Origin of the sequence: Amnibacterium soli, from assembly GCF_039544415.1 — a bacterium.
In the GTDB taxonomy this organism is placed as follows: domain Bacteria; phylum Actinomycetota; class Actinomycetes; order Actinomycetales; family Microbacteriaceae; genus Amnibacterium; species Amnibacterium soli.
Map to the genome: position 1 here is coordinate 12241 of NZ_BAABLP010000004.1, position 19542 is coordinate 31782.

Below are 19542 nucleotides of genomic sequence, written 5' to 3' on the forward strand. Positions count from 1 at the left end.
GCACGGGATGACCACCATCGCCCCAGGGCGTCCTGACAGCGGGCAGGAGCGGCCCGTCACGCTGCTCTCCACGCTCACGCGGCGCTCCTTCGCAGCCCTCAGCCGCGAGCAGGCGCTGGCGGTGCTGCAGGAGCGGCCCGATCCCGTCGCGGCCATCCGCCGGTCCGGTCCCGACCCCTACTCCGTGCTGCTGTTCGGCGCGGGGGTGCTGCGGGGCGTCGGGCTGCGGGACCACGAGCAGGGGCTGCCGGGCCGACTCGCGGACGAGCTCGCGGCGCAGCGCCGGCGCGGCGTGCACCTCGACGTCGTCGCCGAGCCGCAGCCGACCGCGCCGAAGGCGCTCAACGGACTCGCCGGCCTGCGCCTCCGCCGCTACGACGCGGTCATCGTCGTGCTGGGCGAGCAGGACACGGCGAACCTCGCCGCCGCGCAGTGGCGCGGCGCGCTCGTCGGGCTCACCAAGCTGCTCGTCACCGACACCTGCCCGACCGCGGGGGTGTTCCTCTACGACTCCACGCGCGCCGTCTCGCCGGTCGTCGTGGAGCAGCCGAACCCGCGCGCCGCCGCGGGCATCGACCGGATCGTCTCCGTGAGCGAGGAGGTGTGCGGGCTCGCCCGCCGCGTCCGGTTCGCCGAGGTCCCGGAGGCGGTGCTGCCCGCCGACCCGACCCGCGGGTTCGCCGACGGCACCTACCGGGACTGGGCGGCATGGATGGTCGAACGCCTCCACCCCGCCCTCGACGAGCTGGACCGCAGCGCCGCCGAGGACCTGCCGAAGCGGTTCCGCAACCGGCCGCAGGACGAGCGCCTGCGGCAGCGCGCGGTCGCGTCCCTGCGGCTGCGGCCCGGGACCCGCGACGACCACCTCGACCGGGAGGTGCGGCAGGTCAGGACGCTCTACCGGGCCGGCGGCGCCGCGCTGACGGTGCTCGACGGCGACAGGGCCTACACCCGGGCGACGACCGAGCCGGAGATCCAGGTGATGGAGCGCTCGCAGGCCTTCTGCGACCTCGGCATCCGCAGCGACGGCCCGCTCGTGATCAACGACACGCTGCTCGATCCGCGCACGCGGGAGAACCCGTCCACCCGGGCCGGGGTCCGCTTCTACGCGGGGTGGCCGGTGCACACCTGGGACGGCTATCGGATCGGCATGGTGTGCGTCTACGGGCCGACCCCGCGGTCGCTGCGATCGCGCGACCTCGACGGGCTGCGCGACAGCGCCGCCCGCATCGAGGAGCTGCTGTGGAAGGACGCCCTGGCGGGCGCCCGGCCCGTCTAGGCGTCAGCCCAGCCAGCGACGCCAGCCCGACGGGCCCGGCTCCGAGCCGAGCGCGCGGGCGGCCTCGCTCACGTCCTCCGCGGTCAGCGTGGTGACGTCGTCCCGGTCGAGCGAGTCGAGGTCGACGCCGCCCGCCTGCGTCAGGCGCAGCGCCTGGCGGTTCAGCGCCTGCTCGAACAGCGTGCGGGCGAAGCGCGCGTTGCCGGAGTCGTCGCCGCGTCGCGCTCCCGCGAAGATGCGGCGGAGGCCCTCCTCCGCGCCCGGCGCCAGCGCGTACTCGTGCTGGCCGGCGATGTCGGCGAAGATCGCGAGCAGCTCCTCCGTCGAGTAGTCGGGGAAGCTGATCTCCCGGGCGAAGCGCGACCGCAGGCCGGGGTTCGAGAGCAGGAACGACTCCATCAGCCTCGGGTAGCCGGCCACGATCACGACCAGCCGGTGGCGGTGGTCCTCCATCCGCTTCAGCAGCACCTCGATCGCCTCGGGGCCGAAGTCGAGGCGCCCCTCCCCCTCCGGAGCGAGGGAGTACGCCTCGTCGATGAACAGCACGCCGTCGAGCGCCCGGCGGATGACGCGGTCGGTCTTGATCGCGGTCGCGCCGACGTACTGCCCGACGAGCCCCGCGCGGTCCACCTCGACGAGGTGCCCCTTCTGCAGCAGGCCGACCGCGCGGTACATCTCGGCGAGCAGCCGCGCGACCGTCGTCTTGCCCGTGCCCGGGTTGCCGAGGAACACGAGGTGCTGGGAGGTCGCGACCTCGGGCAGGCCGTGCGCCTTGCGCCGGGCCTGCACCTGGAGGAACGCGACGAGCGCGCGCACCTGCTCCTTCACGCTCTCGAGGCCCACCAGCGCGTCGAGCTCGGCCTGCAGCTCCGCGAGCGGCCGCGCAGGCCCGGGACGCCCGCCGAGCAGGTCGCTCACGAGCTCGCCGACGCCGCCCTCGCGCCCGGGCTGGCGCAGGCGGTCGCTGACCCGGCCCACGGTCTCGCGGAGATCGTCGAGCGGGTTGCGACTGGAGGCCATGCGCGGAGAGTAGGCGCCGGGCTCGGGAGTCGGCCGGGCGCAGCGGAGCGCCCGGCCGACCGATCGCGGCTACTCCCCGAGCAGCTTCGCCTTCGCCGTGCGGAACTCGTCGTCGGTCAGCAGGCCCCGCTCGTTCAGCGAGGCGAGCCGCTCGAGGCCGGCCACCACGTCGCCGCCCTCGGCCGGCGGCGCGGTCGGCGCCGCAGTCGGCGCCGCGGCCGTGCGGCGGCGCACGATGTCGGCGAGCCGCTGCACCTCGACGTCGAGCACGTGGGGCAGCGCCGGGGTCGGGAACCGCTCCTGGAAGTCCTTCTGCAGCCCCTCCGCGGCCTTCGCGATCTGCGAGATGCGGCCCGGCGTGACGGAGAAGAGCTTGGAGGCCTCGACCCGGCTGATGGAGAGCCGCGGGACCGCCGAGCGCACGATGCCGTCGAGCTGCTTGGACAGGTTGCGCGACATGTCGGCGACGCCCGGGATCTGGAAGTCCTTGAACACCTCCGGCGCGATGGTCGACGTCGGCACCGAGTTCGCGATCGCCCGGCGGAGCGCGTCGAGCGACGGGGACAGGACCTTGTCGTAGTGCTCCAGCATGTTCTGCATCGCCTCGCCGGCGATCTCGCTGAGCCGCCGCAGCTCCTCCGGGTACTGGTCCGGCTGCGCCGAGCCCCCGCCGGCCGGGGCGCCCGCCTCCGGAGCGCCGTCGTCGTCCGCCGCCGCGTCCGGTGCGGGGCCCAGATCGGGCTCGCCCTCGACCGGGCCGGGAGGGTTCAGCAGGTCGCCCGAGCCGGCCTCGTCGAGCGGGGCGCCGTCGTGCGAGGAGTGGTCGTCAGTCATGCGTTAGAGGCTAACGCCGCAGGCCGAGAAGCGGGAGGGCGCTCGTCCCTGGGAACTCGGCCCGCCGTCAGACGGACGCGCGCAGCCTGGCCGTGCCGCGTCAGACGGAGCGGCACCCGAAGCGGAGGAGGACACCATGGTCGACGGAGTGGCAGCGGTCTGGGTGCCGGTCAGCGACATGCGGCGAGCGGTCGGGTTCTACCGCGACGTGCTCGGCCTGGACGTGACCGAGACGGACGCGGACTGGAGCGAGGTCGACGCGAACGGCCTGAAGCTCGGCCTGAACGCGCGCGAGCAGGTGCAGCAGGGCTCCGGCGGCGGCGCGGTCGTGTCGTTCCAGCCGGACTCGAGCATCGACGACGAGGTGCAGCGCCTGACGCGGGCCGGCGTCTCGTTCACGGGCGGCATCAGCGACCACGAGTGGGGCCGCATCGCCCCGTTCCGGGACAGCGAGGGCAACGACCTGCAGCTCTACACGCCGCCGCAGGGCTGAGCGCCGCCGTCGCGCCGGAAGACCTCCGGCGCGGTGCCGATCCCGCGGGCCGTGCCAGCGGGTTCCCGGCGGACTCGCAGGCCCGGATGGATCCGTGCGGGCTCCGCGCGCCGTAGTGATGGAGGAGGGCGCGGCGCGCGCCCTCGGAACGGGACGAGGCGGCGTGCTGGTGGAGACGAGCGGGGCCGGCGGCGACCCCGGCTCGCTCCCCCGCCCCTCTAGCATTTGGACCGCGATCGGTCGCCGTGGTCCGGTCGAGGCGGCGGACGGTGCGCCCGGCGGGACCGAGGATCGAGCGATGCAGGACGAGGGCGACGCGGATGCCGTCGACCTCGCGTTCCGCGCCGGTGACGAGGCCGCGCTCGAGACCGCCTATCGCCGCTGGGGGCCGCTCGTGCACACGCTCGCCCTGCGCAGCCTCGGACAGGTGCAGGACGCGGAGGACGTGACCCAGCGGGTCTTCATCGCGGCCTGGCGGCGCCGGGAGACCTACGACCCGCAGCGCGCGCGGCTCTCGGCCTGGCTCGTCGGCATCACCCGCCACGAGATCGCCGACGCGCACGCGGCGCGCGCCCGCACCGCCGCAGTCGACCTCGACGCCGTGGAGGAGCGGTCCGCCGAGGCGCCCGAGCCGACGGATCGGCTGCTCGTCGCGGACGAGATCGCCCGGCTGTCGCCGCAGGCGCAGACCGTGGTGCGGCTCGCCTTCTACGACGACCTCACCCACCAGCAGATCGGCGAGCGCCTCGGCCTGCCGCTCGGCACCGTGAAGAGCCACATCCGCCGCAGCCTCGAGCGGATGCGGCGCCGGTTGGAGGTGGGCGATGACGCACCTCGATCCTGAACTGCTCGCCCTGCTCGCCCTCGGCGAGGACGCGGCGACGCCCGAGCAGCGCGCCCACCTCGCCGGGTGCGCCGCGTGCGGTGCGACGCTCCGCGGGCTGCAGCGCGCGGTCGTCGCCGGCCGGAGCGCCGAGGGCGCCCCGCCGCTCGACGTGCCCGCCCCGCGGGTGTGGGAGGGGATCGCGCAGGAGCTCGGTCTGGGCGCCGCCGCGACCCGGTCGGCGCCGGTCGTCCCGCTGCGACGACGCCGCCGGGTCGCGGTGCGGGCGGCGGCGGCCGCCGCCGTGGTGCTGCTGGTCGGCGGCATCGGCGTCGTGCTGCTGCGGTCGGTCTCGGATCCCGTCGCCTCCGCCCGCCTCACCGCCTTCCCGGGCTGGAAGGGCCAGAGCGGCACCGCGGTGCTCGAGCGCGCGGGGGACGGCGAGCAGGTCGTGGACGTGCGCACCACGGTGCAGCCGGACGGCCGCACCGATCACGAGGTGTGGCTGATGACGGCGGGCGCGGAGCGGCTGGTGAGCCTCGGCGTGCTCCACGGGACGAGCGGCCGCTTCTCCGTGCCCGCCGGGCTCGACGTGCACCGCTTCCGCTTCGTCGACGTGTCGGACGAGCCGCGCGACGGCGACGTCGCGCACTCCGGCGACTCGATCGTGCGGGGCGCGCTGCGGTTCTGATCCGGCGTCAGCCGGCGGCGGCCGGTGCCGCCGTCGACGAGCGCTCGACGAGCCTGGTCGCCAGCTCCTCCCGCGGCACGGCGGTGCCCGTGCCCGACGCCATCCGCAGCAGCATCCGGACCGCGGCCGCCCCGAGCTCCCCGATCGGCTGGCGCACCGTGGTCAGCGGCGGGGTCGCCCACGACGCCTCGGGGATGTCGTCGAAGCCGACGACGCTGACGTCCTGCGGGACCCGCAGCCCGAGGGTCCGCGCCGCGTCGTACGCGCCGATGGCCATCAGGTCGCTGCAGCAGAAGATCGCGGTCGGCGCATGCTGCCGCAGCAGCCGCTCCGCCGCCACCGCCGCCTGCTCGCGCCCCCAGTCGGCGGAGCCCTCCCCCAGCAGCTCCGCCCCCGGCACGGCGCGCAGGCCGGTGCGGAAGCCGTCGAGCCGGGCCTGGCTGTACAGGTGGCTGCGCTCCCCGCCGAGGGCGACGAAGCGGCGGTGGCCGAGGCCCAGCAGGTGCTCCGCAGCCGTGCGACCGCCCTCCCAGTTCGTCACGCCGACGCTCGCGGCGTTCGCGGGCGGCCGGCTCATGGGGTCGATGAGGACGTAACGGCGCCGCGCGGCGCGCAGCAGCTCGAGCTGCGCCGTCGTGGGATCGAGCAGCGCGATCACGATGCCGGCGGACCGGCGGCGCAGCAGGCGCTGCAGCCACGCGCCGTCGCGGCGCGCGATGGTCAGCACGACGTCGTGGTCCGCGGCGGTCGCCGCCTCCTCCACCCCGACGAGCGCCTCGTTCACCCAGCTGCCGCGCACGTCGCTGAGCACGAAGTCGACGAGGGCGGGCTCGGCGCGATCGGCGCCGCGTCCGCTCCGTCCCTCGTAGCCGAGGGACTCCACCGCCGCCATCACGTCGAGGCGCGTGCGCGCGGACACGTCGGTGCCGCCGCGCAGCACCTTGGAGACGGTGGGCACGCTCGTGCCGGCCAGCGCGGCGACCTCCGCCAGGGTGCGCCTGCGGCCCGTGACGCGGTCCCCGATGCTCACGCGCCGAGCCTAGGGGCACGACGGGTTTGCGCAACTCTTTCTTCGTGTCGCTCTTGCCAGGCCGCAGTCCTGCGGGGACGATGACGGGATCACCTCGGGAGCGGAAGCGACTCTTTTCGCAACTCGAACGACGACGCGGGCAGAGCGGCCCGCGGAAGGAGCAGACGTCGATGACGACGATGCAGGTCTCACGCCGGGCGTTCGCGACGATGGCCGGCGGGGCGCTCGCCACGCTCGGCCTCGCCGCCTGCAGCACCGGCGGCGGCAGCGGCTCGAAGGGGCCGATCAAGTTCTGGAACATGCAGTGGGGCGCGACGTCGTTCCAGTCCCTCGATGCGCGCATCACCGAGGCGTACAAGCCGAAGGGCGACCTGCCGCCGGCGAAGTACCAGTCGGTGGCGTGGCAGGCGTTCACCCAGACGTTCTCGACGGCGATCGCGGCCGGGAACGGGCCGGCGGTGAGCAGCGGCAGCGGCACGCAGGCGTTCCAGTTCGCGAAGCAGAACCGCATCGCGTACGCGGACGACCTGATCGAGTCGTGGAGGAGCAGCGGGCTGTACGACGACTTCCTCCCCGGCGTCTTCGACACGATGAAGACGGACAAGGGCTACGTCGCCGTGCCCTACAACCTCGACATGCGGGTGCTCTGGTACAGCAGGTCGCTGCTCGAGAAGGCCGGCGTGCAGCCGCCCACCGACTGGCAGACGCACCTCGACGCCTGCGCGGCGCTGAAGCGCATCGGCGTCTACGGGTTCGGGCTCAGCGGCGGCGCCCAGGGCAACGCGTTCCAGGCCGTCGTCGGCTGGATGATCAACAACGGCGGCGGCATCTTCGACGAGAGCCAGAAGCCGGACCTCGTGACGCCGGCGAACATCGAGGCGCTCGACTACGTGCAGGAGCTGATCCGCAAGGGCTACTCGGACCCGCGGAGCGTCGGGTACTCCACCGCGAACACGCAGTCGCAGTGGAAGGCGAAGAAGTTCGGCATGCAGGTGGAGGCGCCGGGCCTCGCGGCGCAGCTGGGCGGCGAGTTCGCGAAGGACGTCGTGGTGGGCGATCCGCTGACCAGCGCCTCCGGCAAGAAGGGCGCCCTGTCCTTCCCGAACAACATCATGATGTACACGAACACCCCCACCCAGAAGGGCTCGGAGGCGTTCATGACGTACTACTTCAGGAACATGGCGCCGCTGTGGACGCAGAACACGGGCATCGGCCTGCCGGTGCTGAAGTCGATCGCGGCGACGAAGGAGTTCCAGGCCGACCCGAACGCGGCGAAGATGATCAAGGACTGGCAGCCGATCTGCAGGACGTGGGCCGCCCCCGGGGGCGCCGCGCTGTTCTCGAACGTGACGCTCGTGGACAGCACGCCCGCGATGACGACCTTCGGGCAGACCGTCATCGGCCTGCGAGCCACGCCGAAGGAGGCGCTGACCACGCTGCAGAAGACCCTCGACGCCGGCATCAAGGCCTGACCGACCCGCGGGAGGCGCCCGACGCCGGGCACCTCCCGCGGATCCGCCGGGACTAGGAGCGCGCGGCGCCGGCCCCCGCGAGCAGCGCGGGCAGCCGCTCGAGCTGCAGCGCCTCGTGCGCGAAGCCCCCGCCCTCGTGGCCGCCGTGGTGGTACACCTGCAGCTCCTTCTCGCCGGCGTACGCGTTGAACGCGGCGTAGACCGTCGACGGCGGGCAGATCGCGTCCATCAGGCCGACCGAGAACAGGGCCGGCGCCTCCGCGCGGGCGGCGAAGTGCACGCCGTCGAAGTACTCGAGCACGCCGAACGCGGCCTCCCGCGAGCCGGGGTAGCTCGCGAGCAGCACGGCCAGCTCGCTGTACGGGATGGTGCCCGACAGGTCGACGCCGCGCGGCACGTCGCTCAGGAACGGCACGTCGATCAGCGCCGCCCCGATCCCCTCGGCGAGCCCGGCGACCGCGAGCGCGATGCCGCCGCCCTGGCTGACGCCCGCGACGGCGAGGCGGTCGGCGTCGACGCCCGGCAGCTGCCGAGCGGCGTCGACCGCGAGCACCGCGTCGGTGTAGAGGCGCCGGTAGTAGTAGGTCTCCCGCGACTCGATGCCCCGCGTGATGTGGCCGCCGTACGCGCGGCGGAGTCCGCCGATGTCGCTCGTGTCCGACGCGTAGCCCGCGACCGAGCCCTGCCCGCGGTTGTCGACCGTGAGCACCGCCGACCCGGCGAGCGCCAGCGGGTGCACCATGTGCGGCAGCCCGCGCCCGCAGTTGTAGCCGACGTAGCGGACGACGATCGGTGCATCCCCGTCGGCCCCGACCGGCCGGTGCAGCCAGGCCTTGATCGGCTCGCCGTCGTACCCGCTGAAGGTGACGTCGTGCACCTCGACGGCCGTCAGCCCGGCGTCCACCCGGGTGACGACGGGCGCGAACGCGAGCTCGCGGGAGGCGCGGAGGGTGTCGCCCCAGAACCCGTCGAAATCGGCGGGCTCCGGCACAGCGGATCGGTACCGCTGCAGCTCGGCGAGGGGCAGGTCGGTCAGTGGCACGGGTCTCCTCCGCGGGACGGGCGGTCAGGCCTTGACGGAGCCCTCGAGCAGCGCGGAGATGAAGGCGCGCTGGAACACGAGGTACACGATCAGGGTCGGGGTCAGGATGAGCAGGGCGCCGGCGCAGAGCAGCGGGATGTTCGTGCCCCACTGCCCCTGGAAGGCGCCGAGCGCGCCCGCCATCGTGCGCTTGAGCGGATCGTCCACGAGCACGATCGCGAGCAGGAACTGGTTCCAGGTCCACAGGAACAGCAGGATCCCGAGCGAGGACAGCGCCGGCTTCGCCAGCGGCACCTGCACCCGCCAGAACAGCTGCCAGGTGGAGGCGCCGTCGATGCGGGCCGCCTCCGTGATCTCCGCGGGCATGTTCACGAAGTGGGCGCGCATCCAGACGATCGCGAACGGCATGTACAGGCCGATCAGCGGCAGGATGATCGCCCACCTGGTGTTGAGCAGCCCCATCGAGCGCACCTGGTAGTAGAGCGGCGTGATGATGCCCTCGAGCGGCAGGGTGAGGCCCAGCACGAACGCGAGGAACGCGATCCGGTGGCCCGGCACCCTGAGGTGGCCGAGCGCGAAGCCGGCCATCGTGGAGATCAGCATGCTGATCGGCACGACCGCGAGCACGATGATCGCGCTCGAGAAGAGCAGCGCGCCCATGTCCGCGACCTGGAACGCCTGCACGAAGTTCTCCCAGTGCAGCGTCTCGGGCAGGTCGACCCCGGAGGGGTAGGTGCCGGAGGCGTGCAGGGCGGTGAGCAGCACGCTGACGAACGGCACGATCGTGACGATCATCAGCAGGATCAGGATGATCCGCCCGGGCAGGCCGGCGCGGACGGTGGTGACGGAGCTCACTGGTCGGTCCCCCGGAACACGCGCTGGATGGGCAGGACGACGGCGAGCACGAGGACCATCAGCGCGACCGCCAGCGCCGACGCGAGCCCCACCTCCCGCTGCGTGAAGGCCAGGTAGAAGATCTGCAGGCCGGGCACCATCGTCGAGTTGCCGGGGCCGCCCTGCGTCGAGATGTAGATGATGTCGAAGCTGGCGAGCGCGGCGATCACCGTGACGGTGATGCACACGCCGATCTCCTGCTTGAGCAGCGGCGCGGTGATCGACCAGAACTCGCGGATCGCACCGGCGCCGTCGAGGCGCGCGGCCTCGGAGAGGCTGGTGTCGAGCTTGCTCATGCCGGCGAGCAGCAGCAGCGTGCAGAGCCCGAGCAGCACCCACGCGCCGATGACGCCGACGGCGGGCAGCGCCCAGTTGAAGTCGCCGAGCCAGGCGCGGGTGACGCCGCCGAGGCCCACGGCGCCGAGCAGCTGGTTGACCAGGCCGTCGGTGGAGAGCAGCCAGGTCCAGATGATGCCGGCGGCCACCAGCGGGATGATCTGCGGCAGGAAGAGGACGACGCGCGCGACGCCCGCCAGCGTGCTGCCGCTGATCCCGCGGATCGTCGCCGCGATGACGAGTCCGAGGGCGGTCGGCACGAGGCTGAAGAACACGATCAGCTCGAAGGCGTGCACGATCGAGCCGAGCAGCTCGGGCTGCGTGACGAGCGCCACGTAGTTCTGCACGCCCACGAACGTGGCCGGCGTGATGCCGTTCCAGTCGTAGAACGAGTAGTTGATCGTGCTGATGATCGGCCACAGCACGAACGCGAGGTAGAACACGGTCGCCGGCAGGAGGAAGAGCCAGCCGATCAGCGCCTCGCGCCCGAAGCGCCGCCGCGTGCTGCGGCGGCGCTCCTGGCGGAGGGAGGCACTGGTCGACGGCGTCCCGACCTCGGGCGTCGTCATGGTGCCGGTCATGTCAGCGGATCGGTCCCTACTGCTTGATCTGCGAGGTGTAGTCGGACTGCACCGACTTCAGCAGGTCGTCCGCCGAGACCCGCCCGGCGACGAGCGACTGCAGCTGCGGGGTCCAGCTCTTGGCGTAGATCGCGTTCGTCGCGTTCGCGATGAAGTCCATCGCGCCGTTGTCCTTCGAGACCTTCGCGCCGGCGGCGAGGGTCTGCCCCGTCACCGTGCTGCTGTCCACGTCGGGCATGTACGCGTCCGCGAGGCCCATCGGGTGCGAGCCGCCGACCTTCACGTCGATGGAGCGCGCCGTCTTGTCGGTGGCCACCCAGTTCAGGAAGGTCGCGGCGCAGTCGGCGTGCTTCGCTCCGGCGGCGATGCCGTAGGTGAGGGGCGCGGACATCGCGGCCTGCTTGCCGCCGGCGGTCGCGGGGGGCATCAGGAAGAAGCCGGCCTTGCCCGCCATCTGCTTGTCGAGGTTCCCCGACTCCCAGTCGCCGTCGAAGATGAACAGCGACTTGCCGCCGATGAAGCGGCTCATCATGCCGGAGTAGTCGAGCGAGTTGACGTCCTTCGCGAAGTAGCCGGCCTTGACCCACGTCTCGAGGTGCTGCGCCGCCTGCTGGTTGGTCGACGTGTCGATGTCGGCGCCCGACTTCTGGAACACCCAGTCGTTGATCGACGTGGGCGAGCCGTAGGACGCCATGAGCTGCTGCAGCGGGAAGGCGAGGCCGCCGGTCGCGCCGCCGTTGAACTGCGCGATCGGGGTGATGCCCTTGGCCTTCGCCTTCGCGAGGGCGTCGTCGAACTCGGCCAGCGTCGTCGGCGTCGAGGTGATGCCCGCCTGCTTCGCGAGGTCCTTGTTGTAGAAGACGCCGGTGAGGCTGAAGTTGAGGCCCTGGGCGTAGAGGGAGCCGGAGCCGCGGGCGCCGCTCTTCTCGACGCGCAGCTGCTCGAGCTGCGACGCCGGCCACTCGTCCCAGCCGAACGCCTTCGCGTAGCCGTCGAGGTTCTTGAGCAGCCCCTCCTTGGCGAGGTCGGCGATGCTCGGCAGGCGCATGAGGTCGGGGGGCGAGTCGGCCAGCGTGCGCGCGGCGTTCTGGGTGATGACCGCGAACTGGTCCTCGCGGATGTTCCACGTCACGTTCGGGTGCTGCTTGGTGAACTCGTCGGTGAGCGCCTTCGGCAGCGGGAAGCCCGTCTCGAAGTAGGCGGACATCGTGACCGGCTTCGTGCCGCAGGTCGGCGTGCCGCCGGCGAAGGTGGTGCTGCCCTGCGACGGGGTGGCGGCGGTGCCGCCCGGGGCGCAGGCCGAAAGGCCGAGCACGGCGGCGAGCGCCATGCCGGCCAGAGCGGGTACGCGGACCCGCGATCGTCGAGAGGGTCGGATCTTGTCCACCTTGGCCTCCTTGCTGTGGGGCGGAAACGGGCGGCGATCCGAGCGGACCGCTCTGTCCCGCGACGCAGTCAACGCCGCCGGCGTCCTCCTGTCAAGTGCTTCAATAAAAGCACTTTTATCGACGCTGAGGGCGGCTGCGACAGGAATGGTCTGCGTCAGTCCCGGACCGCTGCAGGCGCGGTCGAACCGCGCTCGACGAGGCGCAGCTCGAGGTGCGTGCGCGTCATCATCTGCAGACCGCCGGCTGCGTCGAGCAGGCGCAGCGCGACCGCTCCGGACTCCTCGAACGGCTGCCGCACGGTCGTCAGCCCGGCCGCCTCCGCCACCGGGCCGTCGTCGAAGGAGATGATGCTGAGCGCCTCGGGCACCGCGATCCCCGCCGTGCGCGCGGCGCGCAGCAGGCCGACGCCCATGCGGTCGAAATGGGCGACGAGGGCGGTCAGCGACGGATCGCGACCGACCAGGTCCCGTGCGGCGGCCGCCGCCGCGTCGGCGCTGGGTCCGCTCTCGACGACCCGCACCGAGCCTCCGGCCGCCTCCACGACCGACCGGAACCCGGCGAGCCGGCTGGTGGACTGCGACTCGTAGTCGGTCGCCTGCTGCTCCGCGACGTAGCCGATGCGCCGGTGACCGAGCGCCACGAGGTGCCGCGCGGCGAGCGCGCCCGCCTCGGCGTCGTCGACCACCAGGGTCGGGAACCGGTCGCTGTGCGCGTCGACCACGACGACGGGGACCTCGCGGTCGACCAGCCGCTGCTCCACCACGGGGTCGAGGGCCATGCCCATCACGATCAGGCCGTCGAAGCGCGCCTGCAGCGGCACGCTCGAGAGCACCGGGGAGGCGAGCTGCGCGGCCGAGCCGACGTCGAAGACCGACACCTCGGTGCCCGACGTCGCGGCCTGCTCGAGCACGCCGGACAGCCGCCGGAGGAACGAGTCGTAGGAGGTGAACGGCGCGAAGACCCCGACGCGGCGGTTCGAGCGGCGGGCGAGCACCGCCGCCTCGGGCTTCGGGATGTAGCCGAGCTCGTCGGCCACGCGCAGCACGCGCTCCCGCGTCTCGAGGCCCACCTTGTGCGGGCGGTTCAGCGCGTTGGACACCGTGGAGATGCTGACGCCGGCCTCGCGGGCGACGTCGTAGATCGTGACCAGAGCCATGCGTTCACCTCCTGCTCGGATGCGCCGTGCGCCCGCACATCCCTACCAGCAATCGGATGCGCGGCACGGATCAGCAGGCTTCGGGCACCGCCCCCGAGGGGCGAGCGATCACGCGCCGCCCCCTGCCGAGCGCGAGCAGCACGAGCAGCGAGGCGAGCGCGATGCCGCCCGCGAGGTAGAAGTCGAAGGCGATGCCGAAGGCGCCGACCCCCAGTCCCCCGACGACCGAGCCCAGCGAGATCGCGATCTGGATGGTCGAGACGAACAGCGCGAGGCTGCCGTCGGAGGCGTCCGGCGCGGCCTGCGACATCCAGGTCTGCAGGCCGAGCGGCAGCGCGCCCCACACGAAGCCCCAGACCACGAGCAGCACGAGCACGCCCGGCAGCGACCACGCGAGCAGCGGCAGGGCGACGACGGCGATCGCGAGCGCGATCTTCGTCACGGCGAGGGTGCCGGTGACGCTGCGGCTCAGCGTGATGCCCGCGACGAAGTTGCCCGCGATCCCGGCGACGCCGAACGCGAGCAGGGCGACCGTGGTGGTCGCCGGGGAGATGCGCACGAGCTCCTGCAGGTACGGCGCGACGTAGGTGTAGGCGGAGAACTGCGCGATGAACGCCAGCGCCGTGGCGATCAGGCCGATGCGGGCGCGCGGGATCGTCAGCAGCTGGCCCAGCGTCGCGAACCGGACCCGCTGCAGCGCGGGGATCCGCGGCAGCATCGTCAGCTGCAGCACGAGCGCGACCACCCCGAGGCCCGCGCCGATCACGAAGGCGAGCCGCCAGGTCGCGACGGAGGAGACGAACGCGCCGAGCGGGAGGCTGACGACCGTCGCGACCGAGACGCCCGCCGTGATGAAGGACGTGGCGCGGATGACCGCGCTCTCCTTGACGAGCCGGCTCGCGATGCCGGCGCCGAGCGCCCAGAAGCCGCCGATGCAGAGCCCGAGCAGCATCCGGGAGACGAGCAGCGCCCCGAAGCCGGGCGCGAGCGCGCCCAGCACGTCCGCGACCACGAGCAGCGCGGTCAGCGACCACAGCACGATCCGGCGGTCGACCCGGGACGTGTACACGGTGACCACGGGAGCGCCGATCGCGCCCAGGAGCGCGGTGACGACGACCATCAGCCCCGCGGTCCCGACGTCGATGCGCAGGTCCGCGGCGATCGCCGGCAGCAGACCGATCGGCAGGAACTCCGAGAGCACGAGCACGAACGACCCGAGCGCCACGGACAGCACCGCGATCCATCCTCGGCGGTCGGTCATCGCGGGCCCGCCGGCGGCGGCTGGGGTGGAGGTCATGGTCTCTCCTGAGAACGCGCGCCGAGAGGTCTCGACCGAGGAGCAGACACCGCATGCGGGCCGGCTATTCCTGGCGCAGGACGCAGGAGGGGGAGGCACGGCCCTCAGGACGCGCCTCCCCCACCGCCGCGGGCTCAGCTCCAGGCCGCGCGGACCGGCACGTCCGGGCCGGCGTTCAGCTGGGCCATCAGCCCCGCGAAGTCCTCGAGGTGCCAGGTGGTGACGATCCGGCCGTTCCGCACCTGATGCACGTCCATCGTGCGCATCTCGATGCGCCGGCCGGTGGGCTCGTGGCCCATGAACGCGCCGAGGTGGGTGCCGGACACGGTGTTGCGGACGGCGACGCGATCGCCGTCGACGAGCACGTCCTCGTGGCGGACGTCGTAGTCGGGCATCGCCTGCCGGAAGAGCGCGATCGCGGAGCGACTCGACACCGACGAGGGACGCCGGCCGCGCGGTTCGAAGAACCGCACGGCCGGCGTCGACGTCTGGCTCGAACCCGAGCGAGCGCCTCAGTAGGCCCCGGACGAGCTCGTCACGGCCTTCGCCGTGCGCCAGAGGATGCGCAGGTCCAGCGCCATCGACCGGTTCTCGACGTAGAACAGGTCGAGGCGGATGCCGTCGTCCCATCCGAGATCGGAGCGCCCGCTGACCTGCCAGAGGCCGGACAGGCCGGGAGTCGCGGCGAGGCGACCCATCTCACGGCGGTCGTACTCGGCGACCTCGGAGGGCAGCGCCGGGCGCGGGCCGACCAGGCTCATGTCGCCTCGGAGGACGTTCACGAGCTGCGGCAGCTCGTCGAGCGAGTAGCGGCGCAGGACGTGGCCGACCCGGGTGATCCGGGGGTCGTCGACCATCTTGAAGAGCCCCTTGCCGCGACCGGCGGTGAGCGCCTCGCGGCGGAGGTCGGCGTCGGCGCTCATGGAGCGGAACTTGAGCATGGAGAACGGCTCGCCGTCGCGACCGATGCGCTGCTGGCGGTAGAGGACGCCGCCCGCGCTGTCGCAAGCGATGAGCACGGCGATCACGGCGAGCACCGGGGCCAGGACGACCAGCGCCACAGCCGCGACGACCACGTCGAGGATCCGCTTGCAGAAGCGATCGGCGTCGTCCCACGAGCGGGAGGCGACGGGGATCGGGGCGAGGTCGGCGAAGGCCGGTCGGGTCGGACTGAGGGCGAGGGGGGAGTTCGTCATGGTCCTTGTGGGTGCTCGGGCCTGGACCGCCGGCGTTCGGGTGCGCGGCGGTCCTGTCGGGTGCGCGTCGTGCTGGGGAGCTGACGCGAGGTGGTGCAGCACCGGGGGTGACGGTGCGGGTGGTCGGGGGAACCGCCTGAAGAAGAAGCTACGGACAGAACGACCTGTCTGTCCCCTCCCCCTTCAGGGGTCATCTCGCACCGGAGGCATGGCGGCGTCCCGGGCGGACCCGTGCGACCGCGGACGACGGACGCAGGCGTACGCGCCCGAGGAGGGGCCGGCGCGATGGCGGAGGGCGTGGGATTCGAACCCACGGAGCATTGCTGCTCACCGGTTTTCAAGACCGGGTCCATCGGCCGCTCGGACAGCCCTCCAGGAACCCCGACGATACCCGGGCGGCAGGCGCATGATGGGGCCGACCGTCGGAGGAGGACGCCCGTGGCCTCGAGCAGCCGGATGACCCCGGAGGAGGCCGCGCGCATCCGCCGTCAGGACGCCGAGGGGCGGCTCGACCACGACGACCCGGAGGTGCGCCGCGTGCTCGAGGAGGCGAACCGCACCTCGGTGCGCGCCTTCGTCTACGGGCGGGACGCGGCGTCCCGGCGCACGACGCGGGCGTCGCTGCTCGTCACGACCGGCGCGGCCGTGCTGTTCGCCGGCGGCCTGGCGCTGCACTTCCTGCTGCCCGGCGGCTGACGACGCGCGGTCGCTGCGGCGTCGCGCGGTGCGCACGCGGACCGCGCGATGCCACGGGTACCGCGCGACGAGCGGTCAGGGGAGGGAGTCGAGCACCCTGGCGAGGCCGTCGTCGCGGACCTCGCGCGTGACCTCGTCGGCGGCGGCGACCACGTCGGCGGGCGCCTGGCCCATCGCGACGCCGCGGGCGGCCCACTCGAGCATGTCGATGTCGTTGCGGCCGTCGCCGATCGCGACGGTGCGCTCGATCGGCACGCCCAGCTGCTGCCGGACCCACTCCATCGCCGTCGCCTTGTTCACGCCGTCCGGCGCGATGTCGAGCCACGCGGTCCAGCCGATCGCGTAGCTGACGCGCGTCAGGCCCATCCTGTCGACGATGCCGAGGAACTCCTCGGTGGCGTGGTTCGGCGAGATGACGACGACGCGGGTGGCGCGCACCGCGAGCAGCTGCTCGAACGGCACCTCCTCGCTGCCCGCCGACACCGCGTTCTCCGGGAAGCTCGCGGTGTAGCGGAAGCGCCCCTCCTCGTCCTCGACGGCGTAGCGGGCGTCGTCGAGCGCACCCGAGATCGTGGTAAGCACCTCGGAGGGGTCGAAGGTCTCGGTGCGGGCGCGGACGTACTCCCCCGCCTCGTTCCGCTCGAGCGTCACCGCGCCGTTGGAGCAGACGAGGTAGCGCGGCAGCACGCCGAGCCGCGCGAGCACCGGCGTCGTGGAGTCCGCCGACCGCCCGGTCGCCAGCATCACCTCGTGGCCGCGCGCGTCCGCCTCCTGCACCGCGGTGCGCACGCGCTCGGACAGGAACCCGTCCTCGTGCAGGATCGTGCCGTCGATGTCGAGGGCCGCGAGCCAGCCGCCGTCCCGGAGCGTCACTTCGACGCGGGCTCGAGCACGGCGAGCCCGCCGATGTACGGCTGCAGCACCTCGGGCACGACGACGGAGCCGTCCGCCTGCTGGTGCGTCTCGAGGATCGCGGCGATCCAGCGGGTCGTGGCGAGCGTGCCGTTCAGCGTCGCGACGGGGGCGGTGCGACCGCTCTCCGTGCGGTGCCGGATCGCGAGGCGCCGCGCCTGGTACGTCGTGCAGTTCGAGGTGGAGGTGAGCTCGCGGTAGCGGCCCTGCGTGGGGATCCACGCCTCGACGTCGAACTTGCGGGCCGCGGAGCCGCCGAGATCGCCCGCCGCCGTGTCGATGACGCGGTAGGCGAGGCCCAGGTCGACCATCATCCGCTCCTGCATCGCGAGCAGCTTCCCGTGCTCCTGCTCGGCCTGCGCGGGGTCGACGTAGGAGAACATCTCGAGCTTGTCGAACTGGTGCGTGCGGATGATGCCGCGGGTGTCCTTGCCGGCGCTGCCCGCCTCCAGGCGGTAGCAGGTCGACCAGCCGGCGTAGCGGAGAGGACCGTCGGCGAGGTCGATGATCTCGTCGGAGTGGTACCCGGCGAGCGCGACCTCGCTCGTGCCGGTGAGGTACAGGTCCTCCGACTCGACCTTGTACACCGCGTCGGCGTGCGCGTCGAGGAAGCCGGTGCCGCGCATGATCTCGGGCTTCACCAGCGTCGGGGTGATGAGCGGCACGAAGTCCGCCTCCAGCGCCCGGTTCAGCGCGAGGTTCATCAGCCCCAGCTCGAGGCGCGCGCCGACGCCGCGGAGGTAGGAGAACCGGGTGCCGGACACCTTCGCGCCGCGGATCATGTCGATCGCGCCGAGCAGCTCGCCGAGCTCCAGGTGGTCGCGGGCCTCGAAGTCGAAGGAGGGGATCGTGCCGACCTCGCGGAGGACCACGTAGTCGTCCTCGCCGCCCTCGGGCACGCCGTCGACGACGACGTTGGGGATGGCGCCGAGCGCCTCCTCCGCCGCGGCCTCGGCCTCGTTCGAGCGCTCGGACGCGGCCTTCACGGCGGCGGCGAGCTCCTTCACCTGGGCGAGCAGCGCCGGCTTGTCCTCCTTGGAGGCGACGGCGACGCGCTTGCCGAACGCGTTCTGCTCGGACCGGAGGCGTTCGAACTCGGCGATGGCGTCCCGGCGGGCGGCGTCGGCCTGCGCGGCGCGCGCGACCAACGCGACGTCGGCGCCACGGGCGCGCTGCGACGCCTCGACGACCTCCGGAGCGGCACGCAGCAGCTGCGGGTCGATCACGACGCCAAGACTACGTGCGCGGCCTCCATGCGACGTTCTCATGCTGCATGCAGGCGACACCCTGCTGACACTCAGTAGCGTGAGGGTCGTGCCCACGAACGACCACCCGTCCACCTCGTTCGCGGCCGTCGTCTTCAACCCGGTCAAGATCGATGAGCAGCGCCTGCGCGCGGTCGTCGACGCCGCGCAGCAGGCGGCGGGCTGGGGCGGGAGCCGCTGGTACCCGACGAGCGTCGAGGACCCGGGCATCGGCCAGGCCAGGCAGGCGGTCGCCGATGGCGCCGCCGTGGTGATGGCCGCGGGCGGCGACGGCACGATCCGCGCGGTCGCGGACGGCCTGCGCGACAGCGACGTGCCCGTGACCCTGCTGCCCTCCGGCACCGGCAACCTGCTGGCCCGGAACCTGCGGCTGTCGCTCGACCGGCTCGAGGAGTCGGTCCGCACCGCGTTCACCGGGGTGGACCGCCGCATCGACCTCGGGATCGTCGAGCTGGAGCGCGAGGACGGCGGCCGCGACTCGCACGCCTTCGTCGTGATGGCGGGTCTCGGCCTCGACGCCGCGATGATCGCCAACACCGATCCGCGGCTGAAGCAGCGCGTCGGCTGGCTCGCCTACGTCGGCGGGATCGCGCGGGCGCTGCACGGCGAGAACTCCGTGCGCCTCCGCTTCCAGCTCGACGACCACCAGCCCCGCTCGGTCCGGGTCAACACGGTGCTGATCGGCAACTGCGGCCTGCTGACCGGCAACATCCTGCTGCTGCCGGAAGCCGCGGTGGACGACGGCATCTTCGACATCGTGGCGCTGCGCCCCGAGGGCCTGTTCGGCTGGATCCAGATCGCCTGGAAGGTGCTCTGGGAGAACGGCGTCCTTCGCCGCAGCGAGGTCGGGCGCAAGATCCTCGGCTACACGAAGGAGGTGCGCACGCTGCGCTACCTCAAGGGCCGCTCCATCGTGCTGCGCACCGAGACGCCGCAGCAGTTCCAGCTCGACGGCGACGCCATGGGCGAGGTCGTCGCGGTGCGGGCGCGCGTCCGACCGCAGGGGCTCGCCGTCCGGATCCCCGCGACCGAGCAGGACCGCCTCCCCCACTCCATGGAGGAGCGCGAGGCGCAGGTCGCCTGACCCGCACCGTCGGAGCCCCGTTCTGAGGACCCGCTGAGGATCGACGCGCCGCA

At 72.9% G+C, this 19542-nt stretch carries 20 protein-coding genes and 1 tRNA gene; 7 read left to right on the forward strand and 14 right to left on the reverse strand.

The genetic code is table 11. The features are described 5' to 3' along the window. Window positions 1-7 precede the first annotated feature (7 nt). Window positions 8-1279: a hypothetical protein gene (locus ABEA53_RS09450; protein WP_345480887.1), complete on the forward strand. Its 1272-nt coding sequence runs from the start codon at window positions 8-10 to the stop codon at window positions 1277-1279. A gap of 3 nt (window positions 1280-1282) precedes the next feature. Here ABEA53_RS09450 and ABEA53_RS09455 read toward each other — a convergent pair whose 3' ends face one another. Next, a complete protein-coding gene (locus ABEA53_RS09455) occupies window positions 1283-2299 on the reverse strand; it encodes an AAA family ATPase (protein WP_345480888.1) in 1017 nt (338 codons plus the stop codon). Between the two features lie 69 nt (window positions 2300-2368). Further along, window positions 2369-3133, reverse strand: a complete 765-nt coding sequence (locus ABEA53_RS09460; RefSeq protein ID WP_345480889.1) for an SHOCT domain-containing protein — start codon at window positions 3131-3133, stop codon at window positions 2369-2371. 136 nt (window positions 3134-3269) lie between these two features. On the opposite strand from ABEA53_RS09460, the gene ABEA53_RS09465 reads away from it, so the two are divergent. The 3 genes from ABEA53_RS09465 to ABEA53_RS09475 all read left to right on the forward strand — a co-directional run bounded on the left by ABEA53_RS09465 (window position 3270) and on the right by ABEA53_RS09475 (window position 5140). After that, entirely contained in the window at window positions 3270-3626 is a 357-nt protein-coding gene (locus tag ABEA53_RS09465) for a VOC family protein (RefSeq protein WP_345480890.1), read from the forward strand. A 298-nt stretch (window positions 3627-3924) separates the two neighbouring features. After that, the gene (locus ABEA53_RS09470) at window positions 3925-4470 is read left to right on the forward strand and encodes an RNA polymerase sigma factor (protein ID WP_345480891.1); all 546 of its coding nucleotides are present in this window, start codon (window positions 3925-3927) and stop codon (window positions 4468-4470) included. Beyond that, window positions 4451-5140: an anti-sigma factor gene (locus ABEA53_RS09475; RefSeq protein WP_345480892.1), complete on the forward strand. Its 690-nt coding sequence runs from the start codon at window positions 4451-4453 to the stop codon at window positions 5138-5140. Before ABEA53_RS09470 ends, ABEA53_RS09475 begins: the two co-directional genes overlap by 20 nt. 7 nt (window positions 5141-5147) lie before the next feature. Here the strand turns inward: ABEA53_RS09475 and ABEA53_RS09480 are convergent, their stop codons facing one another. Then, complete coding sequence (locus ABEA53_RS09480) at window positions 5148-6170, reverse strand: LacI family DNA-binding transcriptional regulator (RefSeq protein ID WP_345480893.1); 1023 nt, start codon at window positions 6168-6170, stop codon at window positions 5148-5150. A 170-nt stretch (window positions 6171-6340) separates the two neighbouring features. On the opposite strand from ABEA53_RS09480, the gene ABEA53_RS09485 reads away from it, so the two are divergent. Beyond that, a complete protein-coding gene (locus ABEA53_RS09485) occupies window positions 6341-7642 on the forward strand; it encodes an ABC transporter substrate-binding protein (RefSeq protein ID WP_345480894.1) in 1302 nt (433 codons plus the stop codon). Window positions 7643-7694: 52 nt separating this feature from the next. Here the strand turns inward: ABEA53_RS09485 and ABEA53_RS09490 are convergent, their stop codons facing one another. From ABEA53_RS09490 to ABEA53_RS09530, 9 genes are all read right to left on the reverse strand, one after another. Continuing rightward, entirely contained in the window at window positions 7695-8684 is a 990-nt protein-coding gene (locus ABEA53_RS09490; protein ID WP_345480895.1) for an acetylxylan esterase, read from the reverse strand. A gap of 24 nt (window positions 8685-8708) precedes the next feature. Then, window positions 8709-9479 carry a carbohydrate ABC transporter permease gene (locus ABEA53_RS09495; protein ID WP_345481468.1) on the reverse strand — a complete coding sequence of 257 codons (771 nt, stop codon included), beginning with the start codon at window positions 9477-9479 and terminating at the stop codon, window positions 8709-8711. 56 nt (window positions 9480-9535) lie between these two features. Continuing rightward, window positions 9536-10495, reverse strand: a complete 960-nt coding sequence (locus ABEA53_RS09500) for a carbohydrate ABC transporter permease (RefSeq protein ID WP_345480896.1) — start codon at window positions 10493-10495, stop codon at window positions 9536-9538. 16 nt (window positions 10496-10511) lie between these two features. After that, window positions 10512-11882 carry an ABC transporter substrate-binding protein gene (locus ABEA53_RS09505; RefSeq protein WP_345480898.1) on the reverse strand — a complete coding sequence of 457 codons (1371 nt, stop codon included), beginning with the start codon at window positions 11880-11882 and terminating at the stop codon, window positions 10512-10514. Between the two features lie 155 nt (window positions 11883-12037). Continuing rightward, window positions 12038-13039 (reverse strand): LacI family DNA-binding transcriptional regulator, encoded by a 1002-nt coding sequence (locus ABEA53_RS09510; protein ID WP_345480899.1) that lies wholly within the window; start codon window positions 13037-13039, stop codon window positions 12038-12040. A 70-nt stretch (window positions 13040-13109) separates the two neighbouring features. Continuing rightward, window positions 13110-14336 carry an MFS transporter gene (locus ABEA53_RS09515; protein ID WP_345480900.1) on the reverse strand — a complete coding sequence of 409 codons (1227 nt, stop codon included), beginning with the start codon at window positions 14334-14336 and terminating at the stop codon, window positions 13110-13112. Between the two features lie 134 nt (window positions 14337-14470). After that, complete coding sequence (locus tag ABEA53_RS09520; RefSeq protein ID WP_345480901.1) at window positions 14471-14809, reverse strand: ester cyclase; 339 nt, start codon at window positions 14807-14809, stop codon at window positions 14471-14473. 39 nt (window positions 14810-14848) lie between these two features. Beyond that, window positions 14849-15532: a sugar transferase gene (locus ABEA53_RS09525; protein WP_345480902.1), complete on the reverse strand. Its 684-nt coding sequence runs from the start codon at window positions 15530-15532 to the stop codon at window positions 14849-14851. A 286-nt stretch (window positions 15533-15818) separates the two neighbouring features. Next, a tRNA-Ser gene (locus tag ABEA53_RS09530) sits at window positions 15819-15906 on the reverse strand. Between the two features lie 64 nt (window positions 15907-15970). Between ABEA53_RS09530 and ABEA53_RS09535 the strand changes: the two genes are divergently transcribed. Next, on the forward strand, window positions 15971-16228 hold the full coding sequence (locus tag ABEA53_RS09535; RefSeq protein WP_345480903.1) for a hypothetical protein: 258 nt from the start codon (window positions 15971-15973) through the stop codon (window positions 16226-16228). Window positions 16229-16303: 75 nt separating this feature from the next. Here the strand turns inward: ABEA53_RS09535 and ABEA53_RS09540 are convergent, their stop codons facing one another. Beyond that, the gene (locus tag ABEA53_RS09540) at window positions 16304-17101 is read right to left on the reverse strand and encodes an HAD family hydrolase (protein WP_345480904.1); all 798 of its coding nucleotides are present in this window, start codon (window positions 17099-17101) and stop codon (window positions 16304-16306) included. After that, complete coding sequence (gene serS, locus ABEA53_RS09545) at window positions 17098-18366, reverse strand: serine--tRNA ligase (protein WP_345480905.1); 1269 nt, start codon at window positions 18364-18366, stop codon at window positions 17098-17100. The genes ABEA53_RS09540 and serS overlap by 4 nt, the downstream gene beginning before the upstream one ends. A gap of 88 nt (window positions 18367-18454) precedes the next feature. Between serS and ABEA53_RS09550 the strand changes: the two genes are divergently transcribed. Beyond that, window positions 18455-19489, forward strand: a complete 1035-nt coding sequence (locus ABEA53_RS09550) for a diacylglycerol/lipid kinase family protein (RefSeq protein WP_345480907.1) — start codon at window positions 18455-18457, stop codon at window positions 19487-19489. Window positions 19490-19542: the final 53 nt, after the last annotated feature.